This is a genomic window from Kineococcus endophyticus, from assembly GCF_040796495.1.
Taxonomy (GTDB): domain Bacteria; phylum Actinomycetota; class Actinomycetes; order Actinomycetales; family Kineococcaceae; genus Kineococcus; species Kineococcus endophyticus.
On record NZ_JBFNQN010000007.1, the window covers coordinates 140,494 to 161,467 of the forward strand.

A 20,974-nucleotide genomic window follows, 5' to 3' on the forward strand; every position below is an offset into this window, starting at 1 on the left:
GGACCCGGCACCGGGGTACGACGCTCAGGCGTCGACGATCTCGCAGAGCACGGCGCCGGTCGTCGTGGTGTCGCCCGGCTTGGCGGTCAGGCCGGAGACGACGCCGGCGCGGTGCGCGAGCAGCGGCTGCTCCATCTTCATGGCCTCCAGCACGGCGACGAGGTCGCCCTCGGCCACCGTGTCGCCCTCGGCGACGTCGATCTTCACGATCGTCCCCTGCATGGGGGTGACGAGCGCGTGGGGGTTCTTCGCCGACCCGCCGGCCGTCGCGCCCTTCTTCTGGCCGCGGTGCGTGGCCGAGCGGTAGGCGCGCGCGACGGCGGCCCCCGTCGCGACCCCGGCGCGGGAGATCTCGTGTCCCGCGCGGGACAGCTGCGCGTTGAGCTGCTCCACCGGGATCGACACCTCCAGGCGCTTGCCGGCGACCTCGACGACGATCGTCTCCCGGTGCGCCGCAGCGCCTTCGGCGGCCTCCAGAGCCCCGGAACCCGGCATCTTCGACGTGTCGAACTCGGGCGACTCGATCCAGCGCGTGTGGACGGTGAAACCCTCGGCGGTCGTCGCGGCGAACGCCGGGTCGGCCACCACGGTGCGGTGGAACGGGATGACCGTCGGGACGCCCTCGACGACGAACTCGCCGAGCGCGCGGGCCGCGCGGGCCAGGGCCTGCTCGCGCGTCGCCCCCGTCACGATGAGCTTGGCCAGCAGGGAGTCGAAGTCCTGGGAGATCTCCACCCCGCCGCTGACCGCCGCGGCGCGCGGGTCGATGCCCGTGTCCACGCGGACCCCCGGGCCCGACGGCAGCGAGAACCGGGTGAGCTTGCCCGGGCGCGGCAGGAAGTTCGCGCTCGGGTCCTCGCCGTTGATGCGGAACTCGATGGAGTGCCCGCGGGTGGCGACCTCGGTGTACCCGAGGTGCTCGCCGCGGGCGATGCGGAACTGCTCGGTGACGAGGTCGATGCCGCTGACCTCCTCGGTCACCGTGTGCTCGACCTGCAGCCGGGTGTTCACCTCGAGGAACGCGAGCGTCCCGTCCGCGGCGACGAGGAACTCGACCGTCCCGGCGCCGACGTAGCCGGCCTCGGCGACGATCGCCAGCGACGCGCGGCGCAGTTCGGCGTCCTGCTCGGGGGTGAGGAACGGCGCGGGCGCCTCCTCGACCAGCTTCTGGTGGCGGCGCTGCAGCGAGCAGTCGCGCGTGGAGACCACGACGGCCCCGCCGTGCGCGTCGGCCAGCACCTGCGTCTCGACGTGCCGGGGACGGTCGAGGTAGCGCTCGACGAAGCACTCGCCCCGGCCGAACGCGGCCTCGGCCTCGCGGACCGCGGAGGCGAACAGTTCCGGCACGTCCTCGCGGGTGCGGGCGACCTTCAACCCGCGGCCGCCGCCGCCGAACGCCGCCTTGATGGCGATGGGCAGGCCGTGCTCGTCGACGAAGGCGAGCACCTCCTCCGGGCCCTCGACCGGGTCCGGGGTCCCGGCCACGAGCGGGGCGCCCGCGCGGGCCGCGAGGTGGCGGGCGGACACCTTGTCGCCCAGCGCCTCGATGGCCGCCGGGGGCGGGCCGATCCACGTCAGGCCCGCGTCGACGACGGCCTGCGCGAACGCGGCGTTCTCCGACAGGAACCCGTAGCCGGGGTGGACGGCGTCCGCGCCGGAGCGCTGGGCGACGTCGATGATCTTGGCGATGTCGAGGTAGGAGTCCTTGGCCGACTTCCCCCCGAGCGCGAACGCCTCGTCGGCGCTGCGCACGTGCAGCGCGTCCCGGTCGCCGTCGGAGTACACGGCCACCGAGGCCAGACCCGCGTCCCGTGCGGCGCGCACGACGCGCACCGCGATCTCCCCGCGGTTCGCCACGAGGACCTTCGTCACCGGACCGGTGATCCCCGACGTCCGGCTCGAGGTCGAGGTCGTCGGCTCGGGGGAGGTCATGCGGCGTCTCCGGGAGGTCGAGGGTGGGGTGGGACGAGGGCTGAGACTACCCGCGCCTACGCCTCGCGCGTCGCCCACAGGTCCGGCCACGCGACGCCCGCCTCGCGGACCAGGTCGCGCAGCAGCGGCAGCGAGACGCCGACGACGGCGTGGTGGTCGCCCTCGATCCCGCGGACGAACGCCCCGCCCAGCCCGTCGACCGTGAACGCCCCCGCCACCTGCAGCGGTTCACCCGTCGCGACGTAGGCGTCGATCTCCTCGTCGGTGACGTCCGCGAAGTGCACCGTCACGCTCGCGACGCCCCCGATCGTCGCGCCCGAACCGTCCTCGCGGTCGTCGATGAGCCAGTGCCCGGTGTGCAGGACCCCGCTCCTCCCCCGCATCGCCTTCCAGCGGCGGACCGCGTCGGCGGCGTCGGCGGGTTTGCCCAGGACCTCGACGCCCTCCCCGAGGTCGACGGCCAGCACCGAGTCGCAGCCCAGGACCAGGTGGTCCTCGGGCCGGTCCTCGTTCGCCGCGACGTCCTCGGCCTTCGCCTTGGCCAGCACGAGGCACACGTCCTCGGCGTCGGTGACGCCGTACCGCTCGACGACGGCGGGCTCGTCGACGCCGGAGACGAGGACGGCCGGGTCCAGGCCCGCGGCGCGGAGCGTGGCCAGGCGGGCGGGGGAGGCGGAGGCCAGGAGCAGCGACGTCACGGCGGCATGGTTCCACGTCCCCGCCGCACCCCCGTCAGAGGTGACTGCGCGTGGCCGCCGAGGGGGGGCTCGGTGACGCAGCCGGCTCACCGGATGAGCCGGCTGCGTCAACGAGCCCCCACCCGGCCACGCGCAGTGGCGGGGGGAGGAGAGGGGTCAGGGGAGCAGGGCGGAGCGGAGCACGTCCAGGCCGACGGACCCGACGTCGAGGGCGCGACGGTGGAACGCCTTCAGGTCGAAGGAGGCGCCCTGCGCCGCGGCGACGTCGTCGCGCAGCGCCGTCCACAACCGCTCGCCGACCTTGTAGCTCGGCGCCTGCCCGGCCCAGCCGAGGTAGCGGTCGAGCTCGAAGCGCAGCACGTCGGGGTGGTTGCCGGACACCGACTGCAGGTACGCCCACGCCTTCTCGTACGTCCACGCGCCGCCACCCACCTCCGCGGGGGCGGGCAGACCGCAGTGGACCCCGATGTCGAGGACGACGCGGCCGGCGCGCAGCAGCTGCGCGTCGAGCATCCCGAGGACCTCGCCCGGCCCGCGCAGGAAACCCAGGTCCTGCATGAGGCGCTCGGCGTACAGGGCCCAGCCCTCGCCGTGCCCGGAGATCCAGCAGCCCTGGCGCCGCCAGCGGTTGAGCACCTCGCTGCGCACGGCCGTCTGGCCGATCTGCAGGTGGTGACCGGGGACGCCCTCGTGGTGGACGGTCGTCGCCTCGCGCCAGGTGGAGAACCTCGTCTGGCCGGCCGGGACGGCCCACCACATGCGGCCCGGACGGGAGAAGTCCTCGCTCGGGCCCGTGTAGTAGATGCCGCCGCCCGTGGTCGGCGCGATCCGGCACTCCAGCCGGCGGATCTGCTCGGGGATGTCGAAGTGCCTGCCCTGCACCGCCTCGACGGTCTCGTCGGAGCGGTCCTGCATCCACGCCCGGAAGTTCGCGGCGCCCTCGACGACGGCGGACGGGGCGGCGTCGAGGAGCTCGGCGGCCGCGGCCACGTCCGGCGACCCGCACACCTGGCGCGCCACGTCCGCCATCTCGGCCCGCAGTCGGGCGACCTCGTCCAGGCCCCACGCGTAGGTCTCGTCGAGGTCGACGCGCGCACCGACGAACCACTGCGACCACAGCGCGTACCGGTCCCGCCCGACGGCGTCGGCCTCCGGGGCCTGCGGCAGCAGCTCCTCGTCGAGGAACCGCGCGAGGTCGCCGTAGGCGCGGGCCGCGGCGGCACCGGCGCGTTCGACCTCGTCACCGTGACCGGCGGCGAACGACGCGAAGAACCCGTCCGGTGCCGCGTACGACGAGGCCTCCGCGACGCAGGCACGGACCTGCCGCACCGCGGCCACCCGCCCGGTCGCCGCCCCGGCCCGCAGGCTCTCGACGTACCCGGCCACGGCGGCGGGGACGGCCGCGAGCCGCTCACCCACGACCTGCCAGTCGGCGTCCGACTCCGTGGGCAGCAGGTCGAAGACCATGCGCAGGTCCTGGACGGGGGAGGCGATGACGTTGAGGTCGCCGAGGAGCTCCCCGGCCTCCTCCAGGGCGACCTCGAGGCCCAGCCGGTCGCGCATCGCGGCGAGGGTCACCGCGTCGACCTCGTCGACGGGGCCGGAGCGTTCGGCCTCGTCCAGCGCCGCGAGCGTCGCCCGGTCCGCCGCCGCGACCGCGGCCAGCCCCGCCGGCGACCGGTCGCCGAGCCCGGCGGCCGCGTCGGGCACGCCCAGGCTCAGCGCGAGCGTCGGCTGCAGGCGCAGCACCGTCTCGAGGTGTCGTTCGGCCACCGCGTCGATGGCCGTCGCCGGCCGCTGCTCGTCCACGCGGCGAGCCTAGTGATCACCTCCGACGGGCACCCCTCAGAGGGTGGGGGCCTTCTGCGCCGCAGCGTCGAGCATCGGCACGAGGCGGTCCAGCAGCCACGGCACGCTGAGCACCGTCGCCGAGGTGGCGGTGACGAGGAGCTTGTCGTCGAGGTAGGCGACGGCGTCCGCGGCCACGGCCGGCATCGTCGCGTAGACGGGGTCGGCGCGGAGCTGGTCGCGGGTGATCTCGCCGTAGCCGACGAGCACCTGGCTGTCGATGTCGCGCACCCGCTCCTTGGCGATCTCGACGTAGAACTCCTCGGGGTTGGCCTTGGCCAGAGACTCGATGCCGGGGGCGTCCACCATGCCGAGGGAGCGCATGAGGTCCACGCGGGCGTCACCGGGCAGGTAGGCCGACATCCCCGTCGAGGTCGCGTAGACGTAGGTGAACGTCTTGCCCTCGAGCGACGGGGTCGCGGCCGCGCGGTTCGCGAGGTCGTCCTCGGTGTCCGCGACGAGCTCCTCGGCCTCGGCGGACTTGCCGACGGCCTGGCCGATCATCGTGGCCGACTCCTGCCACGTCGTCAGCCACGGCCCCTTCGGGTACCCGACGGTCGGCGCGATGGCCTCGAGCTTGCTGTAGTCCTGCGCGGTGATCCCGGAGTTGACGGCGAGGACGAGGTCGGGGGCGAGCGCGGCGATCTGCTCGAACGGGATCTCCTGGCTCGACGGCGCCGGCAGGAACGTCGTGGTGGCCTTGTCGAAGTGCCCCGCCCACCAGGGCAGCGTCCCGTCCTCCAGTCCGCCCCACGTCACCTCGGGGATGCCGACGGGCTGCAGCCCCAGCGCCCACAGCACGTCCTGCGACCCCCAGCCCAGGCAGACGATGCGCTGCGGCGCAGCCTCCACCGTGGTCTTCCCCAGCGCGTGCTCGACGGTGACCGGGAAGGCGCTCGCCCCGGCGGAGCCGGAGCTGCTGGGCGCGGCCGCCGGCTCCTGCGTGGAGGAGGACCCGCAGGCGCTCGCGATCGCGACGACGGGGACGGTGGCCAGCAGGGCGCGGCGGGACGTGCGCACAGGTGCTCCTCGAGGGGGAGTGGGTCAGGGGAGCCTCACCTCACCACAGGTCGGGCCCGTTGGGAAATCCCGTGGGGGAGGATGCCGGTGTGGACCCCGCCTGGAGCGACCTCGACCGCCCGCCGCTGCGTGCCGCCGCCCTGCGCACCGCACTCGTCGGAGCCGGCGCCTGGACGCGGCTGGACGCCGTCGCGAGCACCGGCTCGACCAACGCGGACCTGCTGGCCGACGAGGCGGCGCCCGACGGCGCGGGCCTCGTCGCCGACCACCAGGACGCCGGCCGCGGGCGGCTCGGCCGGACCTGGTCGGCACCTCCGCGCTCCTCACTGGCGGTGTCCGTCCTCCTGCGTCCCGCGGTGCCGACGCAGCGGTGGGCGCTGCTGCCGCTCGTCACCGGCCTCGCGGTGGTCGACGCCCTGACGGCCGTCGGCGTGCAGGCGGGCCTGAAGTGGCCCAACGACGTCCTCGTCGCCGGACCGGACCGGCCGGGCAAGGTGTGCGGGATCCTCGCCGAGGCCCGTGGTGACCGCGTCGTGCTGGGTGCGGGGATCAACGTCTCGCTGCGCACCGAGGAGCTGCCCGTCGAGACCGCGACGTCGCTGGCGCTCGCCGGCGCCCGAACGACCGACCGCGACACCGTGCTGCGCCGGTACCTGCGCGCGCTGCGGCAGCGCGTCGACGCGTGGGCCGCCGGGGAGTCCCCGCTGGCGGACTACCGCGCCGTCAGCGCGACGCTCGGGCAGGCGGTGCGGGTCGAGCTGCCCGGCGGGACGACGCTCGAGGGGGACGCGGTCGACGTCGACGACGACGGCCGGTTGGTCGTGCAGGACTCAGGCGGCGCCCGGACGAGCCTCGCTGCGGGGGACGTCGTCCACCTGCGCCGGGCCTGACGGCTCGGCCGGGGCGTCCCAGCCCTCCTCGCGCAGCTCCTCGACGAAGACGAACCGGCGGTAGGCCCACCAGCGGAACAGCGTGCCGAGCGCCACGCCCACGACCTTCGCCGAGATGTTCGAGGCCACCGGCCCGCGCAGCTCGAGCACGTAGTACGTGAAGCCCAGGCAGGCCAGCGAGATGAGCAGGCCGACGCCGTTCATGACGAAGAACAGCAGCAGCTCGCGCGGGGCCGACGCGCGTCGGCGGTGGCGGAACGTCCAGTACCGGTTGCCCAGCCAGGCCACGACGATGCTCGCCACGACCGAGATGACGTTGGCCGTCAACGGCTTGTGGTTCAGGACGCCGACACCGTCCGGGCCCGCGTAGCGCAGCAGGTTGAAGATGCCGAAGTCCGTGACGAACGCCACGGCTCCGACGATGCCGAACTTGGCGGCCTCGCGGGCCAGGACCTCGTAGGTGTCGCGCAACCTGCGCACGAGACCCCGCTCGCCCTGCTGGTCCCCGCTCAACGCCTTGCTCAACACGCATCCCCTCAGTCGGTGGCCGTACGTCCTGCGGCCACGCAGTCTGACGGGTCAGGCTGGGAACCGGCTCCAGATCACCGTTCCGCCGGGGCGCGTGTCTCGCGACGGGTGCTCCGGGGGTCCAGGTGGTCCTCCATCTTCATCGCTCCGACGATGCCGACGACGACGAACGCCACACAGGCGATCACGGTGAACAACGAACTTCCCCCTCCGTGGGTACGCGCCGCAGTCCCACGACGCGCCGGGACCAGGGTGACGCACGCCACGCAGGCGGGCATCTCGGGGTCCATCGGCCGAACGGGTGACTTCCTGACCTGCACTGCGAGCCCACTACCCTCGGACCCCGTGACCGCCTCGTCCCCCGTCTCGTCGTCTGCGGCCGGTCGGCCGGACCCGGCCCCCTACGCCCGCCCCGGTGGCTTCCCCGTCGTCGGCGTCGTCGGCGGCGGGCAGCTCGCCCGCATGATGCAGCCGGCCGCCACGGCCCTCGGCCTGCGGCTGCGCGTCCTGGCCGAGGGACCCGACGTCGCGGCGGCGCAGGTCATCACGCCCGCCCCGGTCGGTCCCGCGGACGACCTCGAGGCGCTCGTCGCCTTCGCGTCGGAGTGCGACGCCGTCACCTTCGACCACGAGCACGTCCCGGGGCCCGGCCTGCGCGCGATGGCCGAGGTGACCAGCGTGCAGCCGGGTGCGGACGCCCTGGTCCACGCCCAGGACAAGGTCGTCATGCGCGAGCGCCTGAGCGCCCTCGGCGTCCCGTGCCCCGCGTGGGCGCGGGTGGGTGACCGGGCCGCCGTCGAGGCCTTCGCGGCCGACGCCGGCTGGCCCGTCGTCCTGAAGACGCCGCGCGGCGGCTACGACGGCAAGGGCGTGCTCGTCCTGGACGGCCCCGACGACGGGGCCGGGTGGGCCACCGCCGACGCGTGGTTCGCCGACTGGGCCGACCGCGGCGGCCTGCTGGCCGAGGAGCACGTGCCCTTCACCCGCGAGCTCGCCGCCCTCGTCGCCCGCAGCCCCTCGGGGCAGGCGGCGGCGTGGCCCGTCGTGGAGACGGTGCAGCGCGACGGCGTCTGCCACGAGGTGACGGCCCCCGCGCCGGACCTGGACCCCGACCTGGCCGCCGAGCTCACCGACGTCGCCCTGCGCATCGCCGGCGGCCTCGGCGTCACGGGCGTGCTGGCCGTGGAGGTCTTCGAGGTCGAGCGGGAGGGTCGGCGCACGTTCGTCGTCAACGAGCTCGCCATGCGCCCCCACAACTCCGGGCACTGGAGCATCGACGGCGCCGTGACGAGCCAGTTCGAGAACCACCTGCGGGCCGTCCTGGACCTGCCGCTGGGCTCGACGGCGGCCCGGTCGCCGTGGACGGTCATGGTGAACGTGCTGGGGCCCAAGGAGATCGAGGCCCGGCACGAGGACCTGTACCGGTCCTACCTGCACGTCATGGCGCACGACCCGGGCGTCAAGGTGCACCTGTACGGCAAGGAGCAGCGGCCCGGCCGCAAGCTCGGTCACGTCACCGTCTACGGCGAGGACCTGGACAGCGTCCGCGAGCGTGCCCGGCACGCCGCGGCCTTCATCGCGGGAGAGATCGATGAGTGACGTTCGCGTGGGCCTGGTCATGGGGTCCGACTCCGACTGGCCCGTCATGGAGGAGGCCGCGAAGGCGCTGGAGGAGTTCGGCGTCGGGTACGAGGCCGACGTCGTCTCGGCGCACCGGATGCCGCAGGACATGGTCGCGTGGGGCTCGGCGGCCGCAGGTCGCGGGCTGCAGGTCGTCATCGCCGGCGCCGGGGGTGCCGCGCACCTGCCGGGGATGCTCGCGAGCGTGACCCCGCTGCCCGTCATCGGCGTCCCGGTGCCGCTGCGGTACCTCGACGGCATGGACTCGCTGCTGTCGATCGTCCAGATGCCCGCCGGCGTGCCCGTCGCGACGGTCTCGATCGGGGGCGCCCGCAACGCGGGGCTGCTCGCCGTCCGCATCCTCGCCGCCGCCGACGCCGACCTGCGCGCGCGGATGGTCGAGTTCCAGGACGGGCTGCGGCAGACGGCCTACGACAAGGGCGAGAAACTCCGCGCCCGCACCCGGCACGGGGGCGTCGGCTTCGGGAGCTGACGCACCGCACCGGGCGCGGGCACGGGTGGGGCGGCGGGTCCCCTGACCCACCCTCACCGGACGGACCGACACACGGTGGTGCTGCGTGCTGGGTGCACCGTGGGTGGTGCGCGGTGCGGGGCTGCTCGGTGCGCGGAGACTCGAACTCCAGGCTGCCCTCCACCTCCAGCGAGTGGCCGTGTTCCCCGCCGGCCACTGCGGGTCGTGTCCGCTCCCGTCCGGTTACCGACTGCCGCCGCCCCTCACCCCTCCGTCCAGTCCTGCTCCGTCCAGTCCAGCAGGTCGTGGGTCCAGTTCGCCTGCTGGATGCGGCCGTCGAGGGTGCGCAGCGTCCGCGCCACCTCGTCGGCCTGCCGGCGCAGGTCGGCGACGGGCAGGGCCGAGAGGTGCCGCAGCTCGCTGCGCAGGTGCCGCGTCCCCTGCCCGGCGGCGGCGTCGGCCGCCGACGTCAGCACGGCGTGCTGCAGGCGGAGCACGTCGCGGGTGGCGAGCGCGTCGGTCATCGTGCCGTCCGGGCCGAGGTCGACCCGGGAGTTCGTGCGGTTGACCTGCGCGATGAGCGTGCGCAGGCGCGTCAGGACCTCGCCCACCTCCACGAGCAGGGCGGCGGCGTCCTCGGCGGGCTCCTCGCCCTCCTGGTAGCGCGCGTTCGCCGCGATGCGGCTGCGCAGCTGCTCGACCCGGCGCTGGGCGTCGGCGCGCTCGCTGAGCGCTTCGGCGATCTTCACGTCGACGACCGTAGGCGGCGGACCGCACCCCGTCCACGGGGTTCCGCGAGCCTGTGGACAGCGGTCGGCACGGCCCCGGTAGCGTCGCCGCCGTGAGCTCCCGCACCGACGGCCCTCTGGTCACCGAGTCCCACCGCGTCGACGGGCACGACGTCCACGAGCACGTGCTCACCGTGCCCCTCGACCACTCCGGGAACCTCCCGGGGACGCTGGAGGTGTTCGCGCGCGAGTACGTGCGCGACGGTCAGCAGGACGCCCCGCGGCTGGTGTTCTTCCAGGGCGGGCCGGGGAACCCCTCGCCCCGGCCGGAGGTCGTCGGCGGCTGGCTGGACCGGGCGCTGGAGGAGTTCCGCGTCGTCCTGCTCGACCAGCGCGGGACGGGCCGCTCGACACCGCTGGACCGGCAGTCGCTCACCGGGACCCCGGCGGAGCAGGCCGCGCTGCTGCGGCACGTGCGCGCCGACTCCGTCGTCACCGACGCCGAACTCCTGCGGCAGGCCCTCGGTGGGGACACCTGGTCGGCGCTGGGCCAGAGCTACGGCGGGTTCTGCCTCACGACGTACCTCTCGCAGGCGCCGCAGGGGTTGCGGGAGGTGTTCGTCACCGCCGGGCTGCCGGGGATCGACAGGACGGCCGACGACGTCTACCGCGCCACCTACGCGCAGACCGCCCTCCGGAACGCCGAGTTCTTCCGGCGCTACCCCCGCGACCTCACCGTCGCCCAGCGCGTCGCCGACCACCTCGAGGCCGTCGAGGAGTTCCTGCCGACGGGGGAGCGCTTGTCGGGCAGGCGGTTCCGGACCCTGGGCATCGCGCTCGGCACGGTGTCGGGTTTCGACGCGCTGCACTTCGCCCTGGAGGACCCGTTCACGCGTGACGGACGACTGCGCGAGCGGTTCCTGCTGGAGGTGGGGCGGCGGCTGTCGTTCGCGGGGCAGCCGTTGTACGCCCTCGTCCACGAGAGCATCTACGCGCAGGGAGCGGCGACGGACTGGGCCGCCGAGCGGGTCCGCGGGGAGTTCGCGGAGTTCGCCCTGGACGCGCCGGAGTTCCGGTTCACCGGCGAGCACGTCTACCCCTGGCAGTTCGAGGAGGACCCGGCGCTCGTGCCGCTGCGCGAGGCCGCGCACCTGCTGGCCGCGGACGCCACCCTGCCCCCGCTGTACGACGCCGAGGTGCTCGCGGCGAACACCGTCCCCGTCGCCGCGGCCGTCTACGTCGACGACATGTTCGTGCCGTACGAGTTCTCCGCGGCCACCGCCCGGGCGGTCCGCGGGGCCCGGACGTTCGTGACGAACGAGTACCAGCACGACGGACTGCGGATGGACGGGCGGCGACTGCTCGACGTGCTGCTGGACCTCGCTCGGAAGTGATGCGCGCGGGCACCTAGCGCGCAAACTGCCCAAGGTCAAGGGTTGTCTGTGTGCAGTCTGTGCAGCACACTCTGCCCGGTTGATCCGTTTGAGGCAGGGAGGCCCCGTGCGCAAGATCGTCCTGTCGGCCGCGATGAGCACCGCGCTGCTCGCGACGACGCTGGCGGTGACGCAGTCCGCGTCCGCCGACCCCAGTTCCAGCTCCACCACCGGGACCACCACGAGCACGCAGAAGGGTGCGGCCACCGTCCAGCAGGGCACGACCCGCTACGTCGTCCTCTACGACGCCGGCGTCAGCGACGCCCTGGCCCGCACCGCGATCGCCCAGGCCGGCGGCACCGTGCTGTCCAGCAACGCGCAGGTCGGGTACGCGCTCGTGGAGAGCTCGGCCGCCGACTTCGCCACCAAGGCCGACGGCGCCGCCGGCCTGGTGGGGGCCGCGGCCGACCGCAGCATCGGCAAGGCGCCGGCCGACGCCGTCTCCGGCGCGGACGCCGTCGAGAAGCTCACGGACGCCGAACGCGCCACCCTCGCCGGTCGCGCGTCCCTGAAGTCCCTGGCCGCCAAGGCCAAGGGCGCCGAACCCCTGGCGTCGCTGCAGTGGGACATGCGGGCCATCGGCGCGACCCCGGACGGTTCCTACAAGGTCCAGCCCGGCAGCAAGAAGGTCACCGTCGGCATCATCGACACCGGCGTCGACGGCACCCACCCCGACATCGCCCCGAACTTCGACCGGGCCGGCAGCCGGAACTTCGTCACGGACATGCCCGACATCGACGGACCGTGCGAGGTGACGAGCTGCGTCGACCCCGTCGACGTGGACGACGACGGCCACGGGACCCACGTCGCCAGCACCATCGGCTCGCCGGTCAACGGCCTCGGGATCGCCGGTGTCGCACCGAACGTGAACCTCGTCAACCTGCGCGCCGGTCAGGACTCCGGGTACTTCTTCCTGCAGCCCACCCTCGACGCGCTGACGTTCGCCGGGGACTCCGGCGTCGACGTCGTCAACATGAGCTTCTACGTCGACCCGTGGCTCTACAACTGCCAGGCCAACCCGGCCGACTCCCCGGCCGAGCAGGCCCAGCAGCGTGTCATCGTCGCGGCCGTGCAGCGCGCGATCGACTACGCCCGCAGCAAGGGTGTGCTCCCGATCTCGGCCAGCGGCAACGAGGCCACCGACCTCGGGGCCCCCGGCGTCGACTCCTCCAGCCCCGACTACCCGGTCGACGCCGACGGGAACCCCACCCAGGCCCGCGACCGCACCATCGACAACTCCACCTGCCTCAACGTGCCCGCCGAGAGCAACGGCGTGGTGACGGTGAACTCGACCGGTCCGTCCGGCCGCAAGGCGTACTACTCGAACTTCGGCACCGAGCAGTCCGACGTCTCCGCCCCCGGCGGCGACGCGTACGACACCGCCAACGGCCGCACGTCGCCCGCCGGGATGATCCTCGCCGCCTACCCGGCGAACGTCGCCAAGGCCGAGGGCACGATCGACGCCAAGGGCGAGCCGAACACCCCGTTCGTCCTGCGCCAGAAGACGAAGGACGGCAAGGACGCGTACTACCAGTACCTGCAGGGCACCTCGATGGCCGCCCCGCACGCCGCCGGTGTCGCCGCCCTCGTCGTCAGCGAGTACGGCAAGCCCGACAAGGCCCACCCCGGCACGCTGACCCTCGACCCGGCGGTCACCCAGGCGATCCTGCTGGGGACGGCGACGGACACCCCGTGCCCGGTGCCGGCGGAGTTCACCTACCGCCGCGTCACCGCGAACGGCCCCGTCACCTCGACGGCGACCTGCGCGGGCACGACCGACGACAACGGGTTCTACGGCGAAGGGATCGTCAACGCGCTGACCGCGGTCACCGAGTTCTGATCCCGCTCCTGGCAGGAGAACGCCCCGTCGGCTGCGGCCGGCGGGGCGTTCTCGTCGCTGCGGGGGTCAGGCGACCAGGGAGCGCAGCGCCTCGGTGTCGTCGTTCTTCAGGTCCGTGAACATGGCCAGCGCCTTCTCGGTGTCCCACTTCACCGCGATCCCGTGACCCGTGCGGTAGTTCGGGTCCGAGACGGGCACGGTCATCGAGATCCCGCCGGTGCCGGTCGCGGCGCGCATGCCGCGCAGGAACCCGACGAGGTCGGTGAGCGAGGAGTCGTCGTCCACGGTCACCGCGCTCCCGCCCGCGGAGGCGAGGGGGAACGCGCGGAACGGGTTCAGCAGGGTCGACGGGCTGGCGGCCTTGGACGTGATGGCGCCGAGGAGTTCACGTTGGCGCTGCACCCGCCCGAAGTCGCCCTGGACGTCGGTGTACCGGTAGCGCGCGTACCCGAGGGCGGTCTTGCCGTCCATCTGCTGGCACCCCGCCGCGATGTTCAACCCCGCCCGCACGTCGTCCACGGCCTTCGCCGGGCACATCGTGACCCCGCCGACGGCGTTGACGATCTGCGCGAAGCCGCCGAAACCGGTCTCGACGTAGTGGTCGATGCGCAACCCCGAGACCTGCTCGACCGTCTCCATGAGCAGCGGGGCGCCGCCGATCGCGAACGCGGCGTTGATCTTGTTCTTCCCGTGGCCCGGGATGGGGACCCACGAGTCGCGCGGGACGCTGATGAGCGCCGCGGGTCCGCCGCCGTCGGGGACGTGCAGCAGCATGATCGTGTCGGTGCGCTGGCCGGAGATGTCCGCGCCGCCCGCGGAGTACTCCGCGATCTCCTCCGGGCTCAGGCCGTCGCGCGAGTCGGACCCGACGACGAGGTACGTCGTCCCGGGGGTCGCGGCCGGACGCTCGCCGGTGGACGCCGCCGCGATCTGGTCGACGGAGGACCACCCGCGCCACGCCAGGGCGACGGGGTAGGTGACGGCCAGGACCACGAGGACCGCGACGACGGCCAGGACGCGGCGTCGGCGGACGTGGGGGCGGCGGGCACGCGCGGGGCGGGGCGCCGGGGTCCGCGGCCGCTCGGCCGGGGGAGCGCCACCCTCGTCGAGGTCCCGGTGCTGGTCCCGGGGCTGGTCCCGGTACTGGTCACGGTGCGGGTCGGGCCGCTGGAGCTCGGCGAGCCGCTGCTCACGGCCCGGGGTCTGCGCCGCGGGACGGGCGGAGCCGCGACGGGGCTTGCCGTAGGTGGTGGAGTGCCAGCGCTGCGCCTCGTCGGCGGAGGTGTCTCGCTCGGGGGGCTCGGCGGGCATGCGCACCACCGTACGGCCGCTCCCGCACCGCACCCGGCCCTGCACACGCGGAAAACACACTTTCCGCCCCGGCCGAGCGCCTCGGCGGGGCGGAAAGTGTGTTTTCCACGCGGGGTCGCGCGGGTCAGGGCGCGGGGTGGCGTCAGGCGCGCGGGCGGCCCAGCGCGCGGTAGGTCCAGCCCGCGGCGCGCCAGCGGGCGGGGTCGAGGGCGTTGCGGCCGTCGAGGATGCGCTTCTCCTTGACCAGGGAGGAGATCGTGGCCGGTTCCAGGTCGCGGTACTCCTTCCACTCGGTCAGCAGGAGGACGACGTCGGCGCCGCGGACGGCCTCGGTGACGGTCTCGGCGTAGGAGATGTCCGGGACGGCCTTGCGGGCGTTGTCCAGCGCGGCGGGGTCGGTGAGGACCACGTCGCCGCCCTGCAGGCGGATCTGCGCGGCGACGTTGAGGGCGGGGGAGTCGCGGATGTCGTCCGACAGCGGCTTGAAGGCCGCGCCGAGGACGGCGACGCGCTTGCCGATGAGGGAGCCGTCGCAGACCTCGCGGGCCAGGTCGACCATGCGGATCCGGCGGCGCATGTTGATGGAGTCGACCTCGCGCAGGAAGGTCAGGGTCTGGTCGGCGCCGAGCTCGCCGGCGCGGGCCATGAACGCGCGGATGTCCTTGGGCAGGCAGCCGCCGCCGAAGCCGAGGCCGGCGTTGAGGAACTTGCGGCCGATGCGGTCGTCGTGGCCGATGGCGTCGGCGAGCTGGGTGACGTCGGCGTTGACCTTCTCGCAGAGCTCGGCCATCGCGTTGATGAAGGAGATCTTGGTGGCCAGGAACGAGTTCGCGGCGACCTTGACCAGCTCGGCGGTCTGGTAGTCCGTGACGATGAGCGGGGTGCCGCGCCCCAGCGGGGTGGCGTAGACCTCGTCGAGCAGCGCCTTGGCGGCCTTGCCCTCGGGGGTGGTCTGCCCGCCGGCGACGCCGTAGACGAGGCGGTCGGGGGTCAGGGTGTCCTCGACGGCGTGCCCCTCGCGCAGGAACTCCGGGTTCCACGCCAGCGCCGCACCCGGCTCGGACGCGGCGACCTTGGCGGCCAACCGGGCGGCGGTGCCGACCGGGACGGTGGACTTGCCGACGACGAGCTCGCCCGGGCTGACGTGCGGCAGCAGGGAGTCCACGGCCGCGTCGACGTACTTCATGTCGGCGGCGAACTCGCCACGCTTCTGGGGGGTGCCGACGCAGACGAAGTGGACGGCCGAGCCCGCGGCGGCCGACATGTCGGTCGTGAACGTCAGGCGGCCGGTGGCCATGGTGCGCTCGAGCAGTTCGGGCAGGCCCGGTTCGAAGAACGGGGCCCGAGCGGCCTGCAGGGCCGCGACCTTCTCAGGGTCGACGTCGATCCCGATGACCTCGTGCCCCAGCTCGGCCATGCACGCAGCATGGACGGCGCCGAGGTAGCCACATCCGATGACAGTCATCCGCATGACGCGCAGAGTAGCGACACGTACGCGGTGTGAACACATCCGCGGCCGGACGGGGGACTGAGACCCGCGTCTCGTGGAGCTCCCGTGAGCACGATCCGGCCATCGTGTGACCGAGCACGCAGGAAGTCGTGACACTCTGTGCCTCAAGATTCGGCCGTTCGGGGTCGAGACCTGCAGCTGACGGCACGTCCCACCGGAAGGTCACCATGCGCTTGCGTCCTCGCACCCTCGGCCTCGCGGCCGCCCTCGCGGTCAGCACGGCCCTCGTCGCCGGGGGCGCGCCTGCGACCGCCAGCCCCGGTGTCACCCTCAAGGCCGCCGAGGCCTACCGCGTCTACGGCGCCGACCGCGTCGGCACCGCCATCGCCGCGTCCACGTCCTTCTCCAGCCAGGGCGCGGACTCGGTCGTCCTGACCCGGTCGGACACCTTCGCCGACGCCCTCGCCGGCGCCCCGCTGGCCTCCGACAAGAGCGGTCCGCTGCTCATGACGTCGCGCACGGCGCTGCAGCCCGAGGTCGCGGCGGCCATCAAGAACGTCCTCAAGCCGGGCGGGACGGTGTACCTCCTCGGTGACGGCAACGCGCTGTCGGCCGGCGTCGAGAGCTCCGTCAAGGCCCTGGGCTTCCCCACCCAGCGGGTCTCGGGGTCGGACCGCTTCGGCACCGCCGTCGAGATCGCCAAGCTCCTGCCCCAGGCGCAGACCGTCTCGGTCGTCACCGGCTGGAACTTCCCCGACGGCCTCGCGGCGGGCGCGCTCATGGGCGTGCAGGAGGAGACGACGAAGCACAGCATCGGTGTCGTCCTGCTGAGCGACGGCGGGAACCTCGGCTCGACGACCCAGAACTACCTGGGCTCGCGCACCTTCGCGACCAAGCTCGCCATCGGCGGCACGGCCGTGACCGCCGTCGGGCGCGGCACGAGCGGCTGGGCCCAGCTGGCCGGCAACGACCGCTACGAGACCGCCGGCCTCGTCGCCCAGCAGTTCACCTCGAACGCGTTCTTCAAGGACGCGACGACGATCGTCGGTGTCGCCACGGGCGAGAACTGGCCCGACGCGCTGTCGGGGTCGGCGCTCATGGCCTACGCCGGCGGCCCGATGCTGCTGACCGCGAAGGGTTCGCTGCCGGACAGCACGAAGAACGCGATCAACGTCCTCAAGGCCGACGCGTCCACGAACGGCAAGTCCATCCAGAACGTCCTGGTCTTCGGTGACCAGAACTCGGTGTCGGACAACGCCTACAACGCGGTGGTCGCGGCCGCGGGCTGACCCGCAACCTCAGTCCTGGACGGGCCCGTCACCCTCGTGGTGGCGGGCCTGTTCCGGTGTGGGGGCCTCGTCGAGCGCGAGCCGGCGGGCGAGTTCGGTGACCGTCTCCTCCAGGTGCCGCGCGCGCCGGTAGGAGGACACGACGAACCCCAGGAACGCGATGACCAGCCCGTACAGGAGCAGGTCCGCGCCGCGGCCGACGCCGACGACGTTCGCCGCGGCCGTCACCGCCGTCGGGACGAGGATGCTGGCGACGGCGAGCGCCACGAGCGCCCCCAGCAGCAACCGCCGCACGGCCTGGTGCCGCGCGCCCGCGGTGCTGCGGACGAGGACGATCCCGACGACGAGCACGACGGCGATGAGCAGGACCTGGATGGCGAGCACGACTACCCCAGCAGCGTTTCGACGAGGATGTTGATGCTGTTCAGCACCGACTGGCCCTTGGACCGGGAGTAGTCCGTGTAGAGGACGTGCACCGGTTGCTCGGCCCAGCGCAGGTCCGAGCGGCCCACCTGGTGGACGATCTCGCTGGCGTGCGCCATCCGGTTGTGCCGGATCCGCAACGTCTGCGCGCCGCGGCGGGAGAACACCCGCAACCCGTTGTGCGCGTCGGTCAGGCGCAGGCCCGTCGTCCGGTTCGTGTAGACGACGGCGGCGCGCAGCACCACCTTCTTCAGCCGGTCCAGCTCGGTGCGCCGGTCCAGGAACCGGCTGCCGAACACGACGTCGAGGTCCTCGTCCTCCAGGCGCCGGACCATGGCGGCGGCGTCCTCGACGCGGTGCTGGCCGTCGGCGTCGAACGTCACGACCGAGCGCGTGCGCGGGTCCCGCAGGGCGTAGGCGATCCCCGTCTGCAGCGCCGCGCCCTGGCCGAGGTTCACGGCGTGCCGGACGACGACCGCGCCGGCCCGCTCGGCCTCGTCCGCCGAGGCGTCCGTGCTGCCGTCGTCGACGCACACGACGTGGGCGAACTGCTCGCGCAGGCCCTGCACCACACCGGCGATGACGGTCGCCTCGCAGAAGAGGGGGACGACGACCCACGTGTCGTCGAACCCGGCGGCGGCGGGGCGCGGCGGGCTCGGGGTGGGGGAGGCGGCTGAGGTGGTCACGGCCCGTCCATCATGGCGCGTCCCCCACCCCACCTCGCGCATCGGCGAGGATGACGCGCGTGAAGTCCCTGCTGTCGACCGTCCGCGCGCTGCTCTCGCTCCTGCCGGCGGGCAGTTCGCGGTTCGTGGCGGTCTACTGCACGGCCCAGGCGCTGCTGTCCGTCTTCGACGTCGCCGCCCTCGGTCTGCTCGCGGTGCTGCTGCCCGCGGCGGTCAGCGGGAGCGGTCAGCTCGCCCTCGCCCTGCCCGTGCTCGGTGACCGGGTCAGCACCGTGCAGCTCATCGTCCTCATCTGCGTCGCCAGCCTGCTGCTGGTGGCCAAGTCGCTGGCCCAGCTGACCCTGGTGCGCTGGGGCGTCGTGCGGTTCGCCGTGCACGAGGTCGACGTCGCCGACCGTCTCGTGCGCGCGTACCTGTCGGCGTCGTGGGCCTACCGGCTGCGGGCGTCGTCGGCGCGCGCGGTCCGCACGGTCGACGAGTCGCTCAACCAGGCGTTCAACGGCTTCCTCATGCCGTTCTCCAGCCTCGTCGCCGAGGTCGCCTCGCTCGTCGCCGTCGGGGCCGTCGTCCTCGTCGCGGCGTGGCAGACGGCGATCGTCGCGGCGGTCTACTTCGGGCTCATCGCCGTCCTGCTGTACTCCGTGATCGCCAAGCGCGCCGCCGCCGCGGGCCGGACGGCGACGTCGGCCTCCGTCGACACCATCCGGCTCGTCCAGGAGTCCTTCGCGACGACGAAGGAGATCACGCTGCGCGGCCGCGGCGAGCAGCTCGCCGGCGTCGCGCGCGAGGTGCGCGCCGGCAGCGCCCGGGCCCGCGGGATGGCCTTCTTCTACTCCGTCGGCCCGCGGTTCGTGCTCGAGGCGGCGCTGCTCGGCGGGTTCCTCGTCGTCGGCGGGATCGCGGTCCTGACCCAGGGCGTCACCGAGGCCGTGTCGGCCATCGGGCTGTTCGCCGTGGCGGGGTTCCGCGTCGTGCCGTGCCTGACCCGGTTGCAGTCGGTCTTCGCGACGATGCACGCCCACGAGCCCAACGCCCACGAGGTGCTCGACGCGCTGCGCGAGACGGGGGCCACGGACCGCGAGCCGGCGCGCTTCGCCCCCGTCGACCCCGTCGGCCTGCCGCCGGGGGCCGTGGAGATCGTCCTGGAGGACGTCACCTTCACCTACCCGGGCAGCGCGCGTCCCGCTCTCGACGGCGTCTCGGCGCGCATCCCCGCCGGGGCGCGCGTCGCGGTCGTCGGGCGGTCCGGGTCGGGCAAGTCCACGCTCGTCGACGTCGTCCTGGGCCTGCTGACCCCGTCGTCGGGGCGCGTCCTCGTCGGCGGGGTGCCGCTGGCCGACGTCGCGGCCGGCTGGCGCGGGCGCATCGGGTACGTGCCGCAGGAGGTCGCGCTGCTCGACGCCGACGTCGCCGCGAACGTGGCGCTGTCCTGGCGGCGGGAGGAGGTCGACGAGGCACGCGTGCAGCGGGTCCTCGCCGACGCCCAGCTCACCGAGGTCGTCGCCGGTCTGCCACAGGGCCTGTCGACGCCCGTGGGCGAGCGGGGGCTGCGCCTGTCGGGCGGGCAGCGGCAGCGCCTCGGCATCGCCCGCGCCCTCTACACCGACCCGAAGGTGCTCGTCCTGGACGAGGCGACGTCGGCGCTGGACGCCGCCACCGAGGCCGCCGTCACCGCGACGGTGGCCGGCCTGCACGACGACGTCACCGTCCTCGTCGTCGCCCACCGGCTCGCCACCGTCCGCGACTGCGACGCCGTCGTGCTGCTGGAGGAGGGGCGGGTCGTCGACGTCGGCACGTTCGACGAGGTCGTCGCGCGGGTGCCGGACTTCGCCGTCCAGGCGGAGCTGTCCGGGCTGACGGGGGCGCCCGGCGCCTGACCCGTTCCTGGGCACGACTGCGGGACCCGCCCCCCCCGCGGGTCCCGCAGCCGGCGGGTCACTTCAGGTGGATGAACGTGCTGAACTGCGAGTTCGCCGAGCCCACCGTGGTCGTGCGGTGCGAGTACGCGTCGCGCTGCAGGTAGTTGTACTCGTCCACCTCGATCGAGCCGTTGGCGTTGACCTTCGTCACGAACGCCACGTGGCCGTAGGTGCCCCCGTTGCGGACGGCGACGTCCCCGGCGCGCGGGGTCCCGGACACCGGGATGCCGGCGGCGCGGGCGGCCTGGTCCCAGTGCTCGGCGTTGCCCCAGTGCTGGCCCTTGTAGGAGTTGCTGAAGTCGATGCCGAGGCGGGAGCGCACGGCCCAGGCGACGAAGCTCGTGCACTGGCCCTTGTAGAAGTTCCACGGGTCGACGCCGCTGCCCTGGCCCTTGTAGGGGTAGTCGTCGCGGGCCGGGTAGCCACCGGTGGAAGTGCCGCCGCCGATGCGGTGGGAGGCGTTCTCGTTCTTCAGGGTGGCGTTGAGCTTGGCCTTGGCGCCGGCGGCGATCTTCTGCCCCGCACCGCCGTACCCGCTGTTGAAGAACACCGTGACGGGCTTGCCGGTGCGGTTCCACGCCGACGCCGCGTTGTTCTTGACGCACTTGCCCTTGCCGGTGCCGGTGCCGCGGAACTCGTAGCAGCTGGGCTGGGTGGCGCCGTAGTCGGAGATCGAGCCGGTGAAGTCGGAGACCGACCCCTGCTGGCCGCTGTTGAAGTACAGGCAGAACTCCCCGGCGTTGCAGGCGCCGTCGCGGACGGCGGCCTGGGCGGGGGCGGAGACGGCGAGCGTGCCGGCGGCCAGGAGGCCGGTGGCGACGGTGGCGCCGAGGGCGGAGCGGAAGGGAGTGCGCATGGTGGGTTCCTCTCGGTTCGGGTGATCGGGT

The 20,974-nt window shown here is 73.7% G+C and carries 18 protein-coding genes; 7 read left to right on the forward strand and 11 right to left on the reverse strand.

What is annotated here, in order from left to right; all coding sequences use genetic code 11:
• Window positions 1-24 precede the first annotated feature (24 nt).
• The 4 genes from AB1207_RS11580 to AB1207_RS11595 all read right to left on the reverse strand — a co-directional run bounded on the left by AB1207_RS11580 (window position 25) and on the right by AB1207_RS11595 (window position 5,498).
• Window positions 25-1,872: an acetyl/propionyl/methylcrotonyl-CoA carboxylase subunit alpha gene (locus AB1207_RS11580; protein ID WP_367638630.1), complete on the reverse strand. Its 1,848-nt coding sequence runs from the start codon at window positions 1,870-1,872 to the stop codon at window positions 25-27.
• Between the two features lie 116 nt (window positions 1,873-1,988).
• Window positions 1,989-2,630 carry a Maf family protein gene (locus AB1207_RS11585; RefSeq protein WP_367638445.1) on the reverse strand — a complete coding sequence of 214 codons (642 nt, stop codon included), beginning with the start codon at window positions 2,628-2,630 and terminating at the stop codon, window positions 1,989-1,991.
• A 156-nt stretch (window positions 2,631-2,786) separates the two neighbouring features.
• Window positions 2,787-4,439: a DUF885 domain-containing protein gene (locus AB1207_RS11590; protein ID WP_367638446.1), complete on the reverse strand. Its 1,653-nt coding sequence runs from the start codon at window positions 4,437-4,439 to the stop codon at window positions 2,787-2,789.
• Window positions 4,440-4,475: 36 nt separating this feature from the next.
• Window positions 4,476-5,498 (reverse strand): iron-siderophore ABC transporter substrate-binding protein, encoded by a 1,023-nt coding sequence (locus AB1207_RS11595; protein WP_367638448.1) that lies wholly within the window; start codon window positions 5,496-5,498, stop codon window positions 4,476-4,478.
• A 71-nt stretch (window positions 5,499-5,569) separates the two neighbouring features.
• On the opposite strand from AB1207_RS11595, the gene AB1207_RS11600 reads away from it, so the two are divergent.
• Window positions 5,570-6,388, forward strand: a complete 819-nt coding sequence (locus tag AB1207_RS11600) for a biotin--[acetyl-CoA-carboxylase] ligase (protein ID WP_437178917.1) — start codon at window positions 5,570-5,572, stop codon at window positions 6,386-6,388.
• Here the strand turns inward: AB1207_RS11600 and AB1207_RS11605 are convergent.
• A complete protein-coding gene (locus AB1207_RS11605; RefSeq protein ID WP_367638451.1) occupies window positions 6,329-6,913 on the reverse strand; it encodes a GtrA family protein in 585 nt (194 codons plus the stop codon). The genes AB1207_RS11600 and AB1207_RS11605 overlap by 60 nt on opposite strands.
• 348 nt (window positions 6,914-7,261) lie before the next feature.
• Between AB1207_RS11605 and AB1207_RS11610 the strand changes: the two genes are divergently transcribed.
• Both AB1207_RS11610 and purE read left to right on the forward strand, forming a co-directional pair.
• Window positions 7,262-8,515 (forward strand): 5-(carboxyamino)imidazole ribonucleotide synthase, encoded by a 1,254-nt coding sequence (locus AB1207_RS11610; protein WP_367638453.1) that lies wholly within the window; start codon window positions 7,262-7,264, stop codon window positions 8,513-8,515.
• Window positions 8,508-9,029, forward strand: coding sequence for a 5-(carboxyamino)imidazole ribonucleotide mutase (gene purE / locus AB1207_RS11615; RefSeq protein WP_367638454.1), 522 nt, complete (start codon window positions 8,508-8,510; stop codon window positions 9,027-9,029). Before AB1207_RS11610 ends, purE begins: the two co-directional genes overlap by 8 nt.
• 242 nt (window positions 9,030-9,271) lie before the next feature.
• On the opposite strand, the gene AB1207_RS11620 is transcribed toward purE, so the two are convergent.
• Window positions 9,272-9,757: a DIP1984 family protein gene (locus tag AB1207_RS11620; RefSeq protein ID WP_367638455.1), complete on the reverse strand. Its 486-nt coding sequence runs from the start codon at window positions 9,755-9,757 to the stop codon at window positions 9,272-9,274.
• A 92-nt stretch (window positions 9,758-9,849) separates the two neighbouring features.
• Here AB1207_RS11620 and AB1207_RS11625 point away from each other — a divergent pair, with 92 nt between their 5' ends.
• Window positions 9,850-11,130: an alpha/beta fold hydrolase gene (locus AB1207_RS11625; protein ID WP_367638457.1), complete on the forward strand. Its 1,281-nt coding sequence runs from the start codon at window positions 9,850-9,852 to the stop codon at window positions 11,128-11,130.
• Window positions 11,131-11,236: 106 nt separating this feature from the next.
• Window positions 11,237-13,009, forward strand: a complete 1,773-nt coding sequence (locus tag AB1207_RS11630) for a S8 family peptidase (RefSeq protein ID WP_367638459.1) — start codon at window positions 11,237-11,239, stop codon at window positions 13,007-13,009.
• 66 nt (window positions 13,010-13,075) lie between these two features.
• Here the strand turns inward: AB1207_RS11630 and AB1207_RS11635 are convergent, their stop codons facing one another.
• Both AB1207_RS11635 and AB1207_RS11640 read right to left on the reverse strand, forming a co-directional pair.
• Entirely contained in the window at window positions 13,076-14,320 is a 1,245-nt protein-coding gene (locus AB1207_RS11635) for an LCP family protein (RefSeq protein WP_367638461.1), read from the reverse strand.
• A gap of 142 nt (window positions 14,321-14,462) precedes the next feature.
• Complete coding sequence (locus AB1207_RS11640) at window positions 14,463-15,791, reverse strand: UDP-glucose dehydrogenase family protein (RefSeq protein WP_367638462.1); 1,329 nt, start codon at window positions 15,789-15,791, stop codon at window positions 14,463-14,465.
• 206 nt (window positions 15,792-15,997) lie between these two features.
• Between AB1207_RS11640 and AB1207_RS11645 the strand changes: the two genes are divergently transcribed.
• Entirely contained in the window at window positions 15,998-17,059 is a 1,062-nt protein-coding gene (locus tag AB1207_RS11645) for a cell wall-binding repeat-containing protein (protein ID WP_367638463.1), read from the forward strand.
• Window positions 17,060-17,068: 9 nt separating this feature from the next.
• Here AB1207_RS11645 and AB1207_RS11650 read toward each other — a convergent pair whose 3' ends face one another.
• Together AB1207_RS11650 and AB1207_RS11655 are read right to left on the reverse strand one after the other, a co-directional pair.
• The gene (locus tag AB1207_RS11650) at window positions 17,069-17,443 is read right to left on the reverse strand and encodes a DUF2304 domain-containing protein (protein ID WP_367638465.1); all 375 of its coding nucleotides are present in this window, start codon (window positions 17,441-17,443) and stop codon (window positions 17,069-17,071) included.
• Window positions 17,444-17,445: 2 nt separating this feature from the next.
• Window positions 17,446-18,168, reverse strand: a complete 723-nt coding sequence (locus AB1207_RS11655) for a glycosyltransferase family 2 protein (RefSeq protein WP_367638467.1) — start codon at window positions 18,166-18,168, stop codon at window positions 17,446-17,448.
• A gap of 59 nt (window positions 18,169-18,227) precedes the next feature.
• On the opposite strand from AB1207_RS11655, the gene AB1207_RS11660 reads away from it, so the two are divergent.
• A complete protein-coding gene (locus tag AB1207_RS11660) occupies window positions 18,228-20,045 on the forward strand; it encodes an ABC transporter ATP-binding protein (protein ID WP_367638468.1) in 1,818 nt (605 codons plus the stop codon).
• A 58-nt stretch (window positions 20,046-20,103) separates the two neighbouring features.
• Here the strand turns inward: AB1207_RS11660 and AB1207_RS11665 are convergent, their stop codons facing one another.
• Window positions 20,104-20,943, reverse strand: a complete 840-nt coding sequence (locus AB1207_RS11665; protein ID WP_367638469.1) for a CHAP domain-containing protein — start codon at window positions 20,941-20,943, stop codon at window positions 20,104-20,106.
• Between the last annotated feature and the right edge of the window lie 31 nt (window positions 20,944-20,974).